Raw genomic sequence first — 20,151 nt, 5'->3', positions numbered from 1 at the left:
CAGGCAACCCTCAACATTGGGCAGAACCTGGTGTTCGAAGACGACGGACCTAGCATCAACACCACCGGCGAGGCACCAACGCTGACGGTGGATGAAACGGTCTTGGCGATCAACGATACCCAGAACTATGCCGCCAACTTCAACTCGGCGTTTGGCGCCGATGGGGCTGGCACCCTGACCTATGCGCTGGGCGTGGTGGCCGGAGCCTCCGGGCTGACCGACACCGCCAGCGGTGAGGCAGTCAACCTGTCGCTCAATGGCGCAGTGGTCGAAGGCCGCACCGCTACGAGCAACGCGCTGGTGTTCACCGTCAGCGTCGCTGCCAATGGTGATGTCACCCTCGACCAGCTGCGGGCCGTGGTGCATCCCGACACCAGCGATCCCGATGATGCGACGAGCCTGACCTCGGACAACCTGGTGACGCTGACGGCGACCAAGACCGACAAGGACGGCGACAGCGCCCAGGCGACCCTCAACATCGGGCAGAACCTGGTGTTCGAGGACGACGGCCCATCCCTCGCGTTCGGCAACCTGATCGGAACCGGTAGCGTCCTTCCACAATACGGGTTCTGGGACAGGTCGGCCGGAGCCGACGGGCTGGGGGCGGCCGGTCTGAATATCTCGTTGGTCAATGGCCAGTTCACCCTCGTCAGGCCAGACAACACGACCACGACCGGGACCGGCACGCTCACCGAGCTGGTGCCCTCACCGGACGCCAATGGCGCGTACCAGTTCGCCGGGAAGTTGACCGGTGATTTCGACAACAATGCCGCAACGGCGGATACCAGCGTCGACTACACGCTGACCGCCTTCGACGATGGCAGTTATGCACTGGATCTGGTGCAAGGCTTCCGTTCGACGATCGTGCTCAGCAGTGCCGACGGCTCGCTCGCTGCCGGCGGTCCGGATCCCGTGCGCACCTTGTTGATTCCGGAGACGGACGACCCGGCTATTCCTTCGGCATCCGAGGAGGTGGTGTTCTTTTCCGCGAAGGCGCTTGCGTCGACTGCGGATATCCTGACCGGTATCGGGCTCGGAGCACCCGACCCCACTGAAGCCGCGCTACAGACCACCCCCCTGCCGTCGTACATCGACCCAGCGGCCATGAACGTCAGCACGGCCGGCATCGGCGTCGCCAATAACCTGTTCCAGGGGGACAACCTGGCGGCAATCGGCGCCGCCGATGAAAGTTTCGTCATCAATCCTGAGAGCCTGCTGACGGGCATGAAGATCTTCATCGACAACTCCGTGGGGGGTTACAACACGGCGACCGAGGACCTGTACTACCGGGTCTACTACGAAGATGGCACGTTCTCGAACCTCATCGAGGTGAACAGCCTGACGCCGGAGGACGGCGGACAGGTGTCCTTCCTCATTGAGAAGGCGGGCACGGCGCTGATCGACGCTGTTCAGCTCACAATGGCCCGGGGCGAGATCAAGATCCCGGTGATCCAGTTCATTCAGGAGAGCGAGAGCCTGGCCAGCGATGTCAAGCTGGCGTTCAGCGCGACGCTGACGGACAAGGATGGGGACTCGGCGACGAGTACGTTTGACGCCAACCTGTTCGCCAACGATTCGGCCGATGCGCTCTTCGACTTCAGGCTGATTGGCACGGGCGGTGAGCGTGATGCCTTCAACATCGATTTGTCAGTCGATGAGAACCTGTACCAGGTCACCGGCTTCGATACGGGCCCAGGCGTGCAAGACAAGCTGGTGCTCAACGGCGACCCGAGCGCCACTGTCCAATCGATCGACAACACCGGCGCAGACAGCATCGTGACGGTTGCCGAGACTGGCGGACAAATAACGACCATCACCTTGGTCGGGGTCGATCTGCTGAATACCGACATTGTTCATGGCGGCGTCTGAGGCGTCGCGCGGGTAAAGGATGCGAGGGTGGCCTAGGAACCACCCTCGCATTGCTTCTGCAGTCCTGATTTGAGAGCCGCTTTGTTTCAATTGCTTGTCGCTTGGTCCTATGCGCAATCGTTGGCGTGGTGTTCGAATCATAGCGACCTGCCATCACCTCAGAGCCAGTGGATTCGCGTCATCCCGTTTCCCCTCTCAAGTAGTCTGAAACTCCCACTCTGCCTAGGAGTATCGGCCGATGCGCAACCTGTGACGCTTATCCATAGTTGTGGAACGTACCAGAAATAGGTCCACGGTTCGGCCGCGGTCACTGGAGTTGCTCGGGAGAAAATCATGTCTATTCGCACAAAAAACTCATCGCTAACGAGCGATGACAGTACTTCTACCTTCGTGAGCGATCCGACTCCCCTATACGTTCCGACCATCACGGCCAGCACTCCGAGCGTCCTGGCGACCGGTGTGAACGTTACCCTGGACGAAACACCCGGGCTGCAGAACGGCACCGCCACGGCAAGCCCCGCGGGAGATGCTGACGACAATGACATTCTGGTGGCGTCCCTGCCCTCGATCTTCTCTACCCGGTTGACCGTGCTTGGGGCCGGAGCCGTCACGGCCGCTGCCTTGAGTGGCTATACAGGGGCTGCGGGCAACACGGGCAGCAATGCGTTCAGCATCAACGCTGCGCCCGGAGCAAACATTACCGATATCAGCTTCGTTGATAGCCTTGGCGCACCGCTCAATGGCGTGGACAGCGGACTGGATACCCTCGATGGCACCAATATCCTTCTCTATACGGATACGAACAACAACATTGTTGTAGGTCGAGCTGGGGGGCCGGCCGGCGCGGTCGTGTTCGCGGCCTATATTGAAGAGACCGGATCGCCGGTCACGGGCGGCAAGATCTGGGTCGTGCAGTACCAACCGCTCATGCATCCGGACGCTAGCAACCCCGACGATGCTGTCGATCTGTCGGGCATTGTTTTCATCGGAGCCAGTCAGGACTTGGTATTCAGTCTGGCCAATGCGCCTTCCGGTCAGAACCTGTTCCTGATGTTCACAACGGCGAACCCGACCGTTGTCGACGATGGGGGTGTCTTGCGGATCACGGATCCCACCATCATCGCCACCGGCAAGAACCCTGCAGACCAGTCGAGCGGCGCCAATATAAACACTGGCGACACGATCAATACCAGCCAGGCGGGTGGGCCGACCACCTTCGGCACCAACAATCAGATGATTGTGGAACAGGAAGGCATCCGCTTTTCGTTCGTCACGGGTGCCAGGCAGGATGTGACCATTCCCAACCTTAGTCAGACCGAAGCCGATGTTGAATCCAACATCGACTTTACCAGCGTCTTAAATACCAAGTCGGCCAACTTCGACGTCGTGCAGTTGCAAAGCGGCAAGAGTGCTGTCGTAAAAGTCAGCGCATTCAGCACCACTGCTGAACCTGGCGTGAATTTCATCAACGGCTATGCGAACGATACGCCGGTTGACATCACCAATGTTCGCGTCATCAACATCAGCACCGGGTTGGTGATCGAGAACTCAGACGGATCGGCGAATGATCCGGCCATTGTCATCAGCTTTTCTGGCGGGGTTGCAACCATCACCGGCATCAAAGCCGGCTACCAGATTGAATACACCACAACGCTGGATCACAACCGAGTACTCATCGAGAACGGGGCGGCTCTCGACGCCAAGGGCAATGACCACGCCGATTTCGATATCGGTGGCTTCACGCTGATCCAACCCTCTACTGCGACCGCCGAAATCGGCTCCAGGATCATCTTCGAGGACGATGGGCCGAGCATCAACACCACCGGCACGGAGCCAACGCTGACGGTGGACGAAACAGTTCTGGCGACCAACGACACCCAGAGCTTTGTCGCTAACTTCAATTCGGCGTTTGGCGCCGATGGGGCTGGCACCCTGACCTATGCGCTGGGTGTGGTGGCAGGGGCCTCCGGTCTGACCGACACGGCCACCGGTGAGACGGTCAACCTGTCGCTTAACGGTGCGGTGGTGGAAGGCCGTACGGCCACCACCGACCTGCTGGTGTTCACCGTCAGTGTCGCCGCCAATGGTGAGGTCACGCTCGACCAGCTACGAGCAGTGGTGCATCCCGACACCACCAATCCCGATGATTCGAAGACGTTGACCTCGGACAACCTGGTGACACTGACGGCGACCACGACCGACGGGGACGGCGACAGCGCCCAGGCGACCCTCAACATTGGGCAGAACCTGGTGTTCAAGGACGACGGACCTAGCATCAACACCACCGGCGTGGAGCCGACGCTGACGGTGGACGAGACGGTACTGGCGATCAACGATACCAAGAGCTTTGCCGCCAACTTCAACTCGGCGTTTGGCGCCGATGGGGCTGGCACCCTGACCTATGCGCTGGGTGTGGTGGCGGGGGCCTCCGGGCTGACCGACACGGCCACCGGTGAAGCAGTCAACCTGTCGCTCAACGGTGCCGTGGTGGAGGGTAGGACGGCCACCACTGACCAGTTGGTGTTCACGGTCAGCGTCGCTGCCAATGGTGAGGTCACGCTCGACCAGATTCGGGCGGTGGTGCATCCCAACACCACCGATCCCGATGATTCGAAGACTCTGACCTCGGACAACCTGGTGACGCTGACGGCGACCACGACCGACAAGGACGGCGACAGTATCCAGGCAACCCTTAACATTGGGCAGAACCTGGTGTTCAAGGACGACGGACCGAACATCAACACCACCGGCGTGGAACCGACGCTGACGGTGGACGAAACAGTCCTGGGGACCAACGATACCCAGAGCTTTGCCGCCAACTTCACCTCGGCGTTTGGCGCCGATGGGGCCGGCACTTTGACCTATGCGCTGGGTGTGGTGGCCGGAGCCTCCGGACTGACCGACACAGCCAGCGGCCAGGCGGTGAATCTGTCGCTCAACGGCGCGGTGGTGGAGGGCAGGACGGCCACGAGCAACGTGCTGGTGTTCACGGTCAGCGTGGCCAGCAATGGTGACGTCACCCTCGACCAACTGCGGGCAGTGGTGCATCCCGACGCCAACAATCCTGATGATGCAACGAGCCTCACCTCGGACAACCTGGTGACGCTGACGGCGACCAAGACCGACAAGGACGGCGACAGCGCCCAGGCGACCCTCAACATCGGGCAGAATCTGGTGTTTGAGGACGACGGCCCATCACTCGCGTTCGGCAACCTGATCGGAACCGGTAGCGTCCTTCCCCAATACGGGTTCTGGGACAGGTCGGCCGGAGCCGACGGGCTGGGGGCGACCGGTCTGAATATCTCGTTGGTCAATGGCCAGTTCACCCTCGTCAGGCCAGACAACACGACCACGACCGGGACCGGCACGCTCAACGAGCTGGTGCCCTCACCGGACGCCAATGGCGCGTACCAATTTGCCGGGACGTTGACCGGTGATTTCGACAACAACGCCGCAACGGCGGATACCAGCGTCGACTACACGCTGACCGCTTTCGACGATGGCAGTTATGCACTGGATCTGGTGCAAGGCTTCAGCTCGACGATCGTTCTCAGCAGTGCCGACGGCTCGCTGGCTGCCGGCGGTCCGGATCCAGTGCGCACATTGTTAATTCCGGAGACGGATAACCCGGCTATTCCTTCGGCATCCGAGGAGATTGTGTTCTTTTCCGCGAAGGCGCTTGCGTCGACTGCGGATATCCTGACCGGCATCGGGCTCGGAGCACCCGACCCCACTGAAGCCGCGCTACAGACCAACCCCCTGCCGTCGTACATCGACCCAGCGGCCATGAACGTCAGCACGGCCGGCATCGGCGTCGCCAACAACGTTTTCCAAGGAGACAACCTGGCGGCAATCGGCGCCGCCGATGAAAGTTTCGTCATCAATCCGGAGAGCCTGCTGACGGGCATGAAGATCTTCATCGACAACTCCGTGGCGGGTTACAACACGGCGACCGAGGACCTGTACTACCGGATCTACTACGAGGATGGCACGTTTTCGAACCTCATCGAGGTGAACACCCTGACGCCGGAGGCCGGCGGCCAGGTGTCCTTCCTCATTGAGAAGGCGGGCTCGGCGCTGATCGATGCTGTGCAGCTCACGATGGCCCGGGGCGAGATCAAGATCCCGGTGATCCAGTTCATTACGGAGAGCGAGAACCTGGCCAGCGATGTCAAGCTGGCGTTCAGCGCGACGCTGACGGACAAGGATGGGGACTCGGCGACGAGTACGTTCGACGCCAACCTGTTCGCCAACGATTCGGCCGATGCGCTCTTCGACTTCAGGCTGGTTGGCACGGGTGGTGAGCGTGATGCCTTCAACATCGATTTGTCAGTCGATGAGAACCTGTACCAGGTCACCGGCTTCGATACGGGCCCAGGCGTGCAAGACAAGCTGGTGCTCAACGGCGACCCGAACGCCACTGTCCAGTCGATCGACAACACCGGCGCAGACAGCATCGTGACGGTTGCCGAGACTGGCGGACAAATAACGACCATCACCTTGGTCGGGGTCGATCTACTGAATACCGACATTGTTCATGGCGGCGTCTGAGGCATCGCGCGGGTAAAAAGAGGCGAGGGTGGTGTAGGAACCACCCTCGCATTGTTTCTAGCCGTTCTATGAGTCGCCTCAGGTTTTGCGGATAACGCCACGCCTTGAAATGAGGCCATCACCCGTTTGAATGACCAGGCAACCTTTCGCCTGTCTAATACTCCGATTCAACGCCCATGGCCTGACCGGAACTGCCGGGACTCAACCAGCCATTCACACTTTCGACACTTTCGGCCGGCGGTTTTCCCGCCCAGCGATTGAGGGTGAATACGTTGCTGAGGAATTCGTATTGCGTCTTGAGCAGGTCACGCCGAGCGCGGAATTCGTTGCGTACGCTGGCCAGTACATCGACGGCATTGACCATTCCGTAGCTCAGCGCTTTCTCTGCCGCCACCCTGGACAGCTGTGCCGAGGCCAGGGCCAGGCGATTCGCGCCGATTTTTTCGCCGTTCGAATTGGCGGTCAGGTAAGCACTGGTGATCTCCTTGACCACCCGACGGCGGATCGCTTCCAGTTCCTGTTCGGCGACAAGCTGATCCTGGTAGAGCCCACGGACCCGTGCCGAGGTCGAGCCGCCGCTGTACAGCGGCACCTGAACGCTGACTCCGGCGACATAATTGTCAGTGCGCGGCGTCAGGGAGTTGTTGTAGCCCTCGTTGGTCTCTTGTGCGCTCAGGTTCAGACTCAGGGTCGGATAGTGCCCGCCCTTGCCACCGCGCAACGCTGCCTCCGCGGCTTCGACGCCGCTCTCGTTGGCCTTGAGCGCCGGGTTCAACGCCATACCTTCGCGGACCCAGGTCTCCAGGCTCTGGGCCGAAACCCGTAGTTGCATGTCATCGCGAATCCGGTTGAGCTTCTCCTTGACCGGTCGGCCGACGATCTCCGCCAGTGCCTCGCGACTGATACTGGCCTGGTTGCGGGCATCCACCTCCTGCGCCGCGAGCAAGTCCACCCTGGCCTTGAGGTCGAGCTGATCAGTAATCAATGCCAGTTGCTTGTCGTACAACGCATTGACTCGGTCCAGGCTCTTTTGCGTGGTTCGACGCTCCGCCCTCACCAACTCCAGTTCATCCTCGGACGCCAACGCGGTGAAGTAACGCCGCGCCAATTCCACTGTGGCCTCGGCCTGGTCTTCCAGTGCTTGCGATTCGGACTGCTTGGCCAGGCTTTTGAATTTTTGATAGTTCTCCCACGCGGCCTTGTTGTAGAGGAATTGACGCAGCACCAGGCTGTAGTTTTCGTTATCGTAACTCTGCTCTATCAGGTCGTTTTCCTGGTGAATCCGGTTCGTCCCGGCATTGAACGACAGTTGCGGCAACAGCGCCCCCATGGCCTCGCGCTGATGTTCCTGACCCGCCTGTGCTTGCGCAAAGGAGGCCAATATCTGTGGATCCTCCAGCCGCGCCTCGCGATACAACTGCATGAGGTCGGTGGAAAACGTCGAGGCACTGACCTCGGCCGGTTTTGCTGCAGTGGTTTGCGCCAGAGCGGCAGCCGTTGCCAGCATGAATGCACCGCCGAGTAGAACCGCCGACGCGCCCACGGTCATTCCTCGATCATCGATTGAGACATGGCATCGCGGGCCGGCTGCATCAAGTACTGCAACAGCGTGCGTTGCCCGGTGATGATCAACACGTCCGCCGGCATCCCTGGCAACAATTTGCGCTCACCCAAGGTACGGGCGCCGTCCTCGGTTACCCGGACCCGCGCCAGGTAATAGGCATTCCCGGTCTTTTCATTGGTCAGTCGGTCAGCCGATACGCTGCTGACCTCGCCTTCGATTACCGGAGTGGTCGAGCTGTTGAACGCGCCGAAACGGATATCGGCACGCTTGCCGATGGCGATACGATCAATATCCACCGGCTCCACCTGGGCCTCTATGACCAGCTCGGAAACCGATGGAACGATGTCCAGCAGTGGCGTCGCCGGGCGCACGACACCACCGATGGTGTGCACGGTCATGCCAATCACCATTCCCGCTTCGGGGGCGCGGATGACGATACGATTGAGCCGGTCTTCCAGGGCCGAGGTTTTCTCTTGCAGGTCGTACATCCTGGTCTGAACCTCGGCCAGCTGCTTGACGACGTCGGCATTGAAGTCCTTGTCGATTTGCAGAATCTGTAGCTGTGTTTCATTGATCTGCAGGCGAGTCCTGTTAATAGTGGAACGGTGATCAGCCACTTCCGACCTGAGCATCCCCAGCTTGCGTTCCTGCTCGAGCAGACGTTGTTTGTCAACGAACCCTTGCTTGAGCATATCGCCCAATTCATTGATTTCACCGCTGTAGGATTTCTCCAGATAAACCTTGGTACCAATCATCGATTCCAGTCCCTTGATCTGTTGATTCAACTGGCCGACGCGCTCGCGCAGCACCGCTATCTGGCCCAGCCGCGAGCCCTGCCGAGCGTTGAACACCTGGGTCTCGCCCTGGCGCGCTTCCACGCCTCGCAGGCTGTCGGGATCGGCTATCTCCCCAAAGCTGATCGCCGACAGCGTGTCGCGTTCGGCTCTGAGCCTTGCCTCCATGGCTCTCGTCGCGACCAGCTGGCTTCGAGCCATCTCGTATTCGAAGCGCAGTTGGGCATCATCAAGAATGATCAGCGGATCATCACGCTTGACGATGTCACCGTCATGGACGAGTACGTCTTTGACGATCCCCCCTTCAATATGCTGGACCGTTTTGCGGTAAGCCTGCACGGTGACCACCCCCGGCGCGAACGCGGCACCGTCGAGGGGGGCGAGCGCCGCCCAGGTACCGAACAGGCCGAAAGTCACACCGACAATGGCAATGCCCAGACGGCGAATTTTATGATCAGCTATTGGCAGGTCGGCGAAGCTTTCAATTTGACGACCGGGTATCGTAGGGTTCATCGGCATCACCCTTGCTGGTATCGACCGAAGCCATGCTGACGCCTGTTGGCGTGGCGTGCTTTTGTGCCTGTTTTTGCAGCGTGTTGAGCTCGGCCAGCACATGCTCGCGTGGCCCATAGAGACTGATAACCCCAGCGCTTATCACCATGATCCGGTCAAGCTGCGACACGATGTTGGTTCGGTGGGTAATGACAAACAGGGTCGCGCCGGTCTGCTTGAGCTGCTGGATGGCGGCTGCCAGGGCGCGATCACCGACTTCGTCAAGATTGGAGTTGGGCTCGTCGAGAATAATCAGCCGCGGGTTGCCATACAGGGCGCGGGCCAGCCCGATGCGCTGACGCTGCCCTCCCGATAGCATGACGCCCTCGCTGCCAATGACGGTGTCGTAGCCATCGGGCAACAGCAAAATCATTTCGTGAACGCCAGCGGTCCTGGCAGCCAGAATGACTTTCGCCGAATCGACCTCGGCGAAGCGGGCAATGTTCTCGCTGATACTGCCTTCGAACAATTCAATGTCCTGGGGCAAGTAACCGATATGCGGCCCAAGCTCATGTTTGTCCCAGGCGCTGATGTCCGCGCCATCCAGCCGAACCACCCCATGCTGCGGCACCCATACCCCCATCAGCGCTCTGGCCAGGGTCGACTTGCCCGCGGCACTTGGACCAATGATTCCCACCGCGCAACCGGCAGGTACGGTGAAGCTGATGTTTTTGATGATCGGGGTTTGCGAGCCAGGTGCCGCGACAATCAGATTCTCGACCTGCACGTGCCCCAGGGGCGCAGGCAAAGACATGCGCTCGGGTTGCGCCTGTTGTTTGTCGAGGATGTCTTTCAGGCGGCTGTACTGCGAGCGAGCCGCAATAAAACCCTTCCAGCTACCGATGATCAGATCGATGGGGGCCAGTGCACGCCCCAGCAGTATGGCCCCGGCAAACACCATGCCTGCCCCCACCTGATGGTCCACCGCCAGGTACGCCCCCAGCCCCAGCACCAGTGATTGCACGAGGATCCGGAACGTCCGGGAAAGCGTGCTGACAATGGCCCCTCTATCGCTCGCCAGGGACTGCAGCAACAGAACGTTTTTTTGCCGATGCCCCCAACGATCCATCAGGGTTTCAAGCATGCCCATGGACTCGATGACTTCGGCGTTGCGCAGGTTCTTCGTGGTGTAGAGCGTGGCGCCGATATGCTCCTTGTTGGCCTGGGCCAGTGGTGGCCCCGTCAGCTTCTCATTGATAACGGCAAGCACTAACAACAATAGGGCACTGCCCGTCGCTACCCAGCCAAACCAGGGATGAAACAGGAACATCACCGCGATATAGATCGGCAACCAGGGGGCGTCGAAAAAGGCGAACAAACCGTTACCGGAGAGAAACTGTCTCAAGCCCGTCAAGTCGTTGAGCGACTGGGCCGAAGCATCCATGCCGCCACTGTCCAGAGCCCGTTTGAAACTGGCTTTATAGACTTGGCGACTCAGCAACACATCCAGCCGGGTACTGACCCGAACCATGATGCGTGAACGAACCCATTCCAGGGAGCCGAGCGTGATCACCAGCCCGGTCATGATCAGCGTCAGCATTGCCAGGGTCGTCAGACTTCCGCTGGCCATCACTCGCCCGTACACCTGAAGCATATAGAAGGTAGGAACGAGCATTAGCGCGTTGATGAAGAAGCTGAAAAAGCCCACAGAAATAAAGCTGTCTCTACAGGCTTTCAAAGCACTTTTCAGACTGTTTTCAGGTGTGTTTCGCATGGAAACTCCAGCTCGAAAAGCCAACCTCTGTGGAGCTTAGATCATGCCGAACGACTGCGTGTAGCAATTGGCCGGATCGCCTCAGGCAACGACTCCTGCAATGACATGACCCAGCGGTAAAGAGCACGCAAGATACCGGCGACTTCGAGGCCAGGATGCTCTACGACGTGCTGTGGCCGCCATCGCGGGCTGGTGGGATGCATCAGGTGCACGGTTACCCAAGCCAGCGCCACGTTCGTCGTGCGCCCTCATGTGCTTATGACAATCCGATTGTCGGCACCGACAGCCGGTACTTCGTTGACCTCTATGACGCCTGTCCGGCTGAAGCTGCCCCCGCACCCGGCTGCCTGAGCTGGCTCAAATTCAATTTGAAGCGCCGACGGTCAAAGCCCGGGTGGTCTTGAGTAGCGGTGCCATGTCCTCATTCACAAACGGAATATGCGGCGCCGCCTCTTAGCGTCATCCCGTTCTTCCCCCCTCCCAAGTAGTCTGAAACTCCCAGCCCGGCTGGGAGTATCGGTCGATGTGCAATCCCCGGGGCTTATCCATAGTTGTGGCACGTAGCTGAAATAGGTCAACGGTCAGGCCTCTATGACTGATATTGCTCGGGAGAAAGTTATGACTATGCGCAAGAAAAACTCATCGCTCACGAGCGATTCGACCCCCCTAGACACTCCGACCGTTACCACCGACTTAAGCGACTACGCACCCGGTAGCACCGCCACCATCACGGCCAGCGGCTTCGCCGCCGGCAGCACAGTGGCGTTTGAAGTGGAGCACGCCACCGGCGCCGGCGCGGATAACGTGTGGGGCACGTCCGATGATGTGCTCAATACCAACACCGGCGAGGGACACGAGCCCTGGTACGTGACCGACGGTGGCGCCGGCGATCTCGACGGCAAAGTCAACGGCAGTGTCACGACCTCCTGGTACGTGAATCCCGACGACTCGGCAGGCGCGACGTTTCTGCTCACTGCGGCCTCTGCGGGCGCCGATGGTGTGTCCGGCACCGCTGACGACGCTGTGGCGACAACGTCATTTACGGACAGCGTTCTGAACGTCCTGGCGACCGGCGTGAACGTTACGCTGGACGAAACAACCGGGTTGCAGAACGGCGCAGTCGCTGACGATGACAACGACATTCTGGTGGCGTCCCTGCCCTCGGCCTTCTCTGCCCGTTTGACCGCACTTGGGGCAGGTGCCGTAGCTGAAGCTGCCTTGAGTGGCTATACGGGGGCCGCGGGCAACACGGGCAGTAATGCGTTCAGCATTACCGCTGCGCCCGGAGGAGGCATTACCGATATCAGCTTCGTCGGCAGCACTGGCGCACCGCTCAATGGCTTGGACAGCGGACTGGATACCCTCGATGGCACCGATATCCTTCTCTATACGGATACGAACAACAACATCGTTCTGGGCCGAGCCGGGGGGGCCACCGGCGCGATCGTGTTCGCTGCCTATATTGAAGAGACCGGATCGCCGGTCACGGGCGGCAAGATTTGGACCGTGCAGTACGAGCCGCTCAAGCATCCGGACACTAACAACCCCGACGATGCGGTCAATCTGCTGAATAAGGTTTTCATCGGAGCCAGTCAGGACCTGGAATTCAGTCTGGCCGGTGCACCCTCCGGTCAGAACCTCTTCTTGATGTTCACGAAATTGAACCCGACAACTGAAATTGTCGATGGTGTCACGCGGATCACGGATCCCACCATCATCGCCACCGGCAAGGATCCGGCGAATCAGTCTGGGGTTGACCCCAACAGCACGGCCGACGACATCAATATATCGACGGGTGACACGATCAATACCAGCCAGGCAGGTGGCCCGACCACCTTCGGCACCAACAATCAGATGATTGTGGAACAGGAAGGCATCCGCTTTTCGTTCGTCACGGGTGCCAGGCAGGATGTGACTATTCCCAACCTTAGTCAGACCGAAGCAGATCTTGAGTCCAACGTCGACTTTACCGGCGTGTTCAATGTGAAGTCGGCCCATTTCGACGTCGTGCAGTTGCAAAGCGGCAAGAGTGCTGTCGTAAGAATCAGCGCATTCAGCACCGCTGTTGAATCTGGCGTGAATTTCATCGACGGCTATGCGGGCGATACATCGGTTGCAATCACCAATGTTCGTGTCATCAACATCAGCACCGGTCTGGTGATCGAGAATTCAGACGGGACGGTGAATAGCTCGAGCATTGTCATCAGCTTTTCTGGCGGGGTTGCAACCATCACCGGCGTTTTGGCCGGCTACAAGATTGAATACACCACAACGTTGGATCACAACCGCGTGCTCATCGAGAACGGGGCGGCCGTCGACGCCAAGGGTAATAACCACGCCGATTTTGATATCGGTGGCTTCAAGCTGCTCCAAGCCTTTGTTGCGACCGCCGAAATCGGCTCCAAGATCATCTTCGAAGACGACGGGCCGAGCGCGGACGTGATCGATGGCGGCGGCGCGGTGACGATCGACGAGACGGCCGGCAACCAGGATAACGACAGCGACGCGGCGGCGGTTCTGGCGCTGTTCGACACGGAAGTGGTGAACAAGGGCACGGACTTGAATCCAGCAGAGTTCGCGATCAGCACCACACCTTTGGCCACCACGTTGCTCAGCAGCTTTGGCCAGGACCAGGAAGGTGCGACCAAAGTGCTGTCGCTGGCGATTGTGGGCGGCGACGGTACCGATTCGCTGCTCAACACCACCGATGGCAAGAACATCCTGTTGTTCAAGGAAGGCGATCTGATTGTCGGCCGCTATGACGTGGCCAATGGCGTGGTCACGGTAGCGGATCCTGCGGCGTTCGCAATTGCCCTGCTGCAGGACGGCAACGTGGCGGTGGCGCAGTATGTCTCGCTCACGCACCCTACCGCCGGCAGTACGGCGGCGGCCCACGACGACCGGATTGATCTGAGCGGTCTGATCAACGCGGTGGTGACGGTGACCGACGGCGACGGCGACACCAGCACCGACAGCGTCGGCATCGGCGACGACATCAACTTCGACGACGACGGACCGAGCGCGGACGTGATCGATGGCGGCGGCGTGGTAACGATCGACGAGACGGCCGGCAACCAGGATAACGACAGCGACGCGGCGGCGGTTCTGGCACTGTTCGACACGGAAGTGGCGAACAAGGGCGCGGACTTGAATCCAGCAGAGTTCGCGATCAGCACCACACCTTTGGCCACCACGTTGCTCAGCAGCTTTGGCCAGGACCAGGAGGGTGCGACCAAAGTGCTGTCACTGGCGATTGTGGGCGGCGACGGTACCGATTCGCTGCTCAACACCACCGATGGCAAGAACATCCTGTTGTTCAAGGAAGGCGATCTGATTGTCGGCCGCTATGACGTGGCCAATGGCGTGGTCACGGTAGCGGATCCTGCGGCGTTCGCGATTGCCCTGCTGCAGGACGGCAACGTGGCGGTGGCGCAGTATGTCTCGCTCACGCACCCTACCGCCGGCAGTACGGCGGCGGCCCACGACGACCGGGTTGATCTGACCGGTCTGATCAACGCGGTGGTGACGGTGACCGACGGCGACGGCGACACCAGCACTGACAGCGTCGGCATCGGCGACGACATCAACTTCGACGACGACGGACCGAGCGCGGACGTGATCGATGGCGGCGGCGCGGTGACGATCGACGAGACGGCCGGCAACCAGGATAACGACAGCGACGCGGCGGCGGTTCTGGCACTGTTCGACACGGAAGTGGCGAACAAGGGCACGGACTTGAATCCAGCAGAGTTCGCGATCAGCACCACACCTTTGGCCACCACGTTGCTCAGCAGCTTTGGCCAGGACCAGGAAGGTGCGACCAAAGTGCTGTCACTGGCGATTGTGGGCGGCGACGGTACCGATTCGCTGCTCAACACCACCGATGGCAAGAACATCCTGTTGTTCAAGGAAGGCGATCTGATTGTCGGCCGCTATGACGTGGCCAATGGCGTGGTCACGGTAGCGGATCCTGCGGCGTTCGCGATTGCCCTGCTGCAGGACGGCAACGTGGCGGTGGCGCAGTATGTCTCGCTCACGCATCCTGTCGCCGGCAGTACGGCGGCGGCCCACGACGACCGGATTGATCTGAGCGGTCTGATCAACGCGGTGGTGACGGTGACCGACGGCGACGGCGACACCAGCACTGACAGCGTCGGTATCGGCGATGACATCAACTTCGACGACGACGGACCGGCGGTGTCGGCCAACAACACGGTGCTGCTCGACGACGATGCGCTCTCGGGCAATCCTGGCGGCACGGGTGACGATGCAGATTCGGCTAACGTAAGCGGCACTCTGGGCCACGACTTTGGCCAGGACGGGGCCGGCACGGTGGCCTATCTGACCAGCGGAGCGCCCACAGGCTTCACCTATGTGGCCGATGGCACCAGTCTGTTGGTCAAGCAGGGCACGACCACGGTGTTGACGCTGACGATGGTCGCGGCAACGGGCGCCTACACGGTGGTGCAAAACAATCCGATCCTCCATGCGGCGGGCCTGACCGAGAACAACCAGGCATTCACCATCAACTACCAGGTGACCGATGGTGATGGCGATACGGCCGATGGCACACTGGGGATCAACGTCGATGACGACACTCCGATCGTGACGGCCAAGTCGAATCTGGTCTACGCGAACAGCAGCAACGGGGGGGCTTTGACGGATCTCGGTGGAACGGGCGTCTTCGCTTACTCGATTGGCGCGGACAAGCATGTGGCGCCTTACAGTGCGTCGAACTCCGACTTCCTGTCCGTGGCCCTCACGGGCGTCACGGTGGGTGCGAACGCCATCACCAACACATCGGTAAGTTGGGTCTCGGAGACGGATGGCCAGGCGGTGTTCAACGTGGGCTTCACCTACGTGTCCAACAACCCGGCGCAGGGAGCGACCACCAACGCCACCGGCACGCTGATCTTTGACAAGGTGGCTGACACCTATACCTTGAAGCTGGCTCAGGAGATTCAGAGCTTCAGCATCCTGAACACCTCGACGCCTGGTAACCCCCTTCAGGGCTATGCGCTCAACTCGGCCACGACCGTTGGCTCGAATCCGCCGGTCTCGGTGATGAAGCTTGCCGACACCTTCTTTGTGCAGTTCGAGGGATTCGGCGTGGATAACGGGACGGGCCAAACCTTCGCTTACGACACCCTCACAGGCTTGTTCTCGAATGATCGACGGTATGTCACGGTCTCATCGGATTCGATTGGCGCTGCCAGCGACACGCTCCAATCGGACGAGGTAATTGATCTGGACTTCTACAAAACAAATCCCCAGGGGTTCACCGATTCTGCCGCGATCAGGGCAACGAGCAAGGCGATCTTTATCGAGTTCACACAGGCCGGTCCTGGCGCCGGCAAAGACATGCTGGTGGTATTGAAGCTGGTTGATGGCAACGGGGATACAATCAATCGGACCTTCATTGTTGGAAACTCAGCCGGTAATGACGACGTTTTCAATGCCGATGTGCCCACCTATGGATTTGTGGCTCAGGCACAAAACGGCATCGTGGTCTTCGAGAGCAATGACTACAACTTCGGCGACGAAAACTACTCGATCCAGGGCGCTCAAGTGGTGACATCGACCCAAGGCACAAGCGGGACCGGGTTCCAGCTCAATGGGGCCATCGACAATCTCGCGACTCCGGGGGTTGAGGGCGCAACAACCAATGCCCAGATCGCTTTCGGTGGCGCCACGACTGAGCAGAACAACGAACCCATCAAGATCGTCAACATCGGCTTCGTGTCCACGGCGACACCGGACGCCCACCTGACCTTCGATGTGGTGCTGGCGGATGCCGACAGTGACGCGACGGCCACGCAAACCCTGGACGTGACGATTGTTGGCGACAACCGCGTGACGGCCTCAACGGGTGAGGACACGTTCGTGATCGCCGACACCGACGTCGACGGGCTGCTCTCCATGGTCTCGACTGTCATCGATGGCGGTTTTGCCACCGGCTTTGACAAGCTCGACTTCACAACGGCCGGTTCGGGGGCGAACTACACCGAAGTGCTGGCACCGGCCACCAACCTGGCGGCGTTCACAGCCGCCGCCGATACCGCGCTGAACGGCACGACGAACTACTACTTTGGCGTCGTTGGAGGCGACGGCTACCTGGCATTCGACGGCGACGGTAACGGTATCACCAGCATCATCCAGTTGGTCGGGGTGACCGACATAGTAAGCACTGATATTGTCTGAACGCCACTGAGGGCACACGGCCTGGCTCCCACAAGGGGCCAGGCCGTTTTCATCAGGCCGCTTCGTTCCTGGTTCAACGAGGCAAGACGAGCTTCCCGGGTTCAAGGGGGGCGAAGCCTTTGCCGTCAAGCACACCAACGCCGTAAACAGCATCCGGCGCTGCAGCACATCAAAACCATGGGGCCAAGGTGTTTTAGAGCGGGCAGATGCTATTGCCGGGATTGCCGGGCGCACAAGAACACATTTGCCCCTTGTCCGATCACCGCGTGCATCGCACCGTGGCACCCACCACCAGTCAGTCCAATTCCACCCAAGCGGACTCGGGCGGCTCTTCGCTATTGGTGAGCCCGTGCTTCAGCGCATACATCAGCAAGTCGATGCGGTTGATGAGATTAAGCTTTTGATAGATGTTGCTGAGGTGGTTGTGCACGGTGTGCTCGCTGATACCCAAGCGCTCGGCGATGCACATGTATTTGGCGGACGGATCCCCCACGATGGCGCGAATCAGTTCCCTCTCGCGCAGCGTCAGCCGTGCCTGCTTCACCTGCTCCAGATTGCATTTCAAGGGTATATGCCCGGTCGCAGCATAGCCGGAAAGCCCACCGGCCCAGGCTCTATCCAGTCCGATGTCGTGATGGTGGACGTTGATGATGGCCCGGATGATCGATTCCGTCGGGTCTTCCGCTAGCACGATGCCGCGTGCGCCTGCCTCTATCGCCTGGCCAACGGGGACGGCTTCGTACAGGCCCTTGAGCACCAGCACTTTCATTTCGGTGCTGCGGGTGAGTCCCGCGACGACCTCCAGCGGGTCCAGCGCATCCGGAAAAAAACTGAAAAAAATGACATTGGGACGCAACTGATCGGCAAGATCCAGCGCATTGGTATAGGTGATGGCCTGGCCGATCACTTCCATCCGGGGCTTCTTGGCATTGATCAAATCGTTCAGGCCCATGAGGACGAGGGGGCGACAATCGATCAGCATCACGCGTATGGGTTTTCTGTGGTCCGGCATCATATTCCTGACCCCCTTGAAAAACGAGCGGTGACCTCCACGCGCTGTTCTTCCTGGATCAGCAGATCGTTCGTCTGGCCACTGCGGTTGAAGGACAAATGCGAACGCCGACAAAGCTTGACGGTGCCCGCCCGAGTATTAGCAACCTGCTGCACTGGCAGGGGTTGCGGACGTTTCCAAAAACCGGGCAAAGCCATTGAGACCGCACAAATAGGAGTAGTTATCAATAGCTTGCACATGGCAATGTGCTCCATCGAGCCCGTCAACTGAGTCTAGGTCAGCTCAGCGCGCTGCCAGCCCACCCATCCGCCAGTCGTCGACTCAAGCCTCATGCAGATTGCCCGGCCGATGCTCAAATGGTGGCCACTAGCCCTCATAAATCAAGGTCTTAGGCTCGCCGCGGTCACCTGTGCCCAGCGTCTGATGCCGATCAAGGTCGTCAATTAATCGACGAGTGGCGTGCAGATAGATGCGCCAGTAATAAGTGCGTCAATTTTCCGGCTAAATCTGCCTCGCCAAGCCACTCACGAGTCAGACCTTGGCGAAATCAGTGAATGGCACTGGGCACCCCCTATCCTGCTGGTTCGAAATAGCACCAGGTACCCGCGTCAACATGTATGCGTGCGGCAAACACCGTCGACGCTTTGTTGCCGGCTTGCATCAAGGGCTGCTTCAGGTCACGTCCGGTGATCGCATCGAAGTTGTTGCCCTGCGTGTGCAGGGTGTTCTCGTAGTCTCTGTAGTGCGTTTTGCACCAAGGCATATTCGCGTAAGGGAGGGCAGGGTGGTGCCTCTCCGGCCCAGGTAAGTTCCCAGCGGTTCGCGATGTGCGTGCGCGTCGACCAGGTACTGAGCGGCCTCGGTATGTAGCTCGCGCAGTCGTCAAGGTTTTCGGGAGGCAAGGCGCTCATGCCGCTATGTTCACCTTGGATGAAGTGCTTCAGGGACAACCCTGGTGAAGTATCATTGCCCTATCGTCGTGCTCCGAGTAATCGCGGTGCCCTTCGATAGATCGGGACGGCGCTCCACACTTCAAGAAATCAGGGAAGATATGAGTCAAATGCGTGAGCGAAGATCAGCAAGACTGTTCGTGGTGAGTCCTTGCCGAAAGGTCCTTCTTTTCAGGTTTGTTCATAAGGAAGGAGCGTTGGCGGGTCATGATCACTGGGCAACGCCTGGCGGTGGCCTGGAGGAGGGCGAGACGTTCCAGGTCGCGGCGATACGTGAATTGCGCGAAGAAACCGGTATTCAGGTCAGCGCCGTTGGAGAACCGGTGGCCAATCGCAGGTTTCCCATGTTGATGCCAAGCGGCGAGAGGGTCATCTCGATTGAACAGTACTTCGTTGTGCGCGCGCAAACCCAGGCTCTCTCTCGCTGCGAATGGACCTCGCACGAAACTCAAGTGATGGCGGATCATCACTGGTGGTCAGCTGACGAGCTGAGATCTACTGAGAAAACCGTTTGGCCAGAATCAATAGTTGCGATTCTGGAGGCGGCAGGTGTGTTTGAGTCGCCCGCTTGGAATCAAGCCCTGGCGCCATGAGCGTTTCTGGACCCGGAGCGGAGGTTAAGAGTAGGGGGGCTGTCCCTCTTTCCTTGCTTTCCTTATATAGATCGTCGAGGTTTCAGGGGTGTTTTCGGCTTTACTGATAGAAACCCTGAATTAGCAGTTGACGGCGAATTTTATCTGTCTATAATTCGCCCCACTTCCGGCGCAGTCGAAACGGAAAACTCCTTGGTAAACAATGAGTTATGAAGTTTTCGGCAGCAAGTTGCTTCAGGTCATCGAAGTCGAAAGGAAGTTGAAAAAGAGGTGTTGACAGCAGTGTGTAACGCTGTAGAATCCGCCTCCCGCTGACGAGAGATCGAAAGCGCAAGTGGTTGAAGTTGCAAA

The 20,151-nt window shown here is 59.5% G+C and carries 9 protein-coding genes; 5 read left to right on the top strand and 4 right to left on the bottom strand.

Features of this window, described 5'->3' with window-relative positions; all coding sequences use genetic code 11:
- Together CKW29_RS25125 and CKW29_RS25120 are read left to right on the top strand one after the other, a co-directional pair.
- Nucleotides 1–1,869 (top strand): DUF5801 repeats-in-toxin domain-containing protein (locus CKW29_RS25125; RefSeq protein WP_256584942.1); only part of this gene is annotated, 1,869 nt, incomplete at its 5' end.
- A 333-nt stretch (nucleotides 1,870–2,202) separates the two neighbouring features.
- Nucleotides 2,203–6,420 carry a DUF5801 repeats-in-toxin domain-containing protein gene (locus CKW29_RS25120; protein WP_095149308.1) on the top strand — a complete coding sequence of 1,406 codons (4,218 nt, stop codon included), beginning with the start codon at nucleotides 2,203–2,205 and terminating at the stop codon, nucleotides 6,418–6,420.
- A 154-nt stretch (nucleotides 6,421–6,574) separates the two neighbouring features.
- On the opposite strand, the gene CKW29_RS25115 is transcribed toward CKW29_RS25120, so the two are convergent.
- The 3 genes from CKW29_RS25115 to CKW29_RS25105 are packed head-to-tail and all read right to left on the bottom strand — an operon-like array spanning nucleotide 6,575 to nucleotide 11,044.
- The gene (locus CKW29_RS25115; protein ID WP_177452482.1) at nucleotides 6,575–7,963 is read right to left on the bottom strand and encodes a TolC family outer membrane protein; all 1,389 of its coding nucleotides are present in this window, start codon (nucleotides 7,961–7,963) and stop codon (nucleotides 6,575–6,577) included.
- A gap of 2 nt (nucleotides 7,964–7,965) precedes the next feature.
- A complete protein-coding gene (locus CKW29_RS25110; RefSeq protein WP_177452480.1) occupies nucleotides 7,966–9,291 on the bottom strand; it encodes an HlyD family type I secretion periplasmic adaptor subunit in 1,326 nt (441 codons plus the stop codon).
- Nucleotides 9,260–11,044, bottom strand: coding sequence for a type I secretion system permease/ATPase (locus CKW29_RS25105; RefSeq protein ID WP_095149307.1), 1,785 nt, complete (start codon nucleotides 11,042–11,044; stop codon nucleotides 9,260–9,262). Before CKW29_RS25105 ends, CKW29_RS25110 begins: the two co-directional genes overlap by 32 nt.
- Nucleotides 11,045–11,199: 155 nt before the next feature.
- Between CKW29_RS25105 and CKW29_RS25670 the strand changes: the two genes are divergently transcribed.
- Both CKW29_RS25670 and CKW29_RS25095 read left to right on the top strand, forming a co-directional pair.
- Nucleotides 11,200–11,448 (top strand): DUF1329 domain-containing protein, encoded by a 249-nt coding sequence (locus CKW29_RS25670; RefSeq protein ID WP_143496936.1) that lies wholly within the window; start codon nucleotides 11,200–11,202, stop codon nucleotides 11,446–11,448.
- Between the two features lie 214 nt (nucleotides 11,449–11,662).
- On the top strand, nucleotides 11,663–17,245 hold the full coding sequence (locus CKW29_RS25095; RefSeq protein ID WP_095149306.1) for an S-layer family protein: 5,583 nt from the start codon (nucleotides 11,663–11,665) through the stop codon (nucleotides 17,243–17,245).
- 295 nt (nucleotides 17,246–17,540) lie between these two features.
- On the opposite strand, the gene CKW29_RS25090 is transcribed toward CKW29_RS25095, so the two are convergent.
- Complete coding sequence (locus CKW29_RS25090) at nucleotides 17,541–18,257, bottom strand: LuxR C-terminal-related transcriptional regulator (protein WP_095149305.1); 717 nt, start codon at nucleotides 18,255–18,257, stop codon at nucleotides 17,541–17,543.
- 1,060 nt (nucleotides 18,258–19,317) lie between these two features.
- Between CKW29_RS25090 and CKW29_RS25075 the strand changes: the two genes are divergently transcribed.
- Nucleotides 19,318–19,800, top strand: coding sequence for an NUDIX hydrolase (locus CKW29_RS25075; RefSeq protein WP_095147505.1), 483 nt, complete (start codon nucleotides 19,318–19,320; stop codon nucleotides 19,798–19,800).
- Nucleotides 19,801–20,151 lie beyond the last annotated feature (351 nt).

Origin of the sequence: Pseudomonas sp. Irchel s3a18 (assembly GCF_900187535.1) — a bacterium.
Classification (GTDB): Bacteria; Pseudomonadota; Gammaproteobacteria; order Pseudomonadales; family Pseudomonadaceae; genus Aquipseudomonas.
Note: the sequence above shows the minus strand (reverse complement) of the source record. Positions and strands in the feature narration are given on the sequence as shown.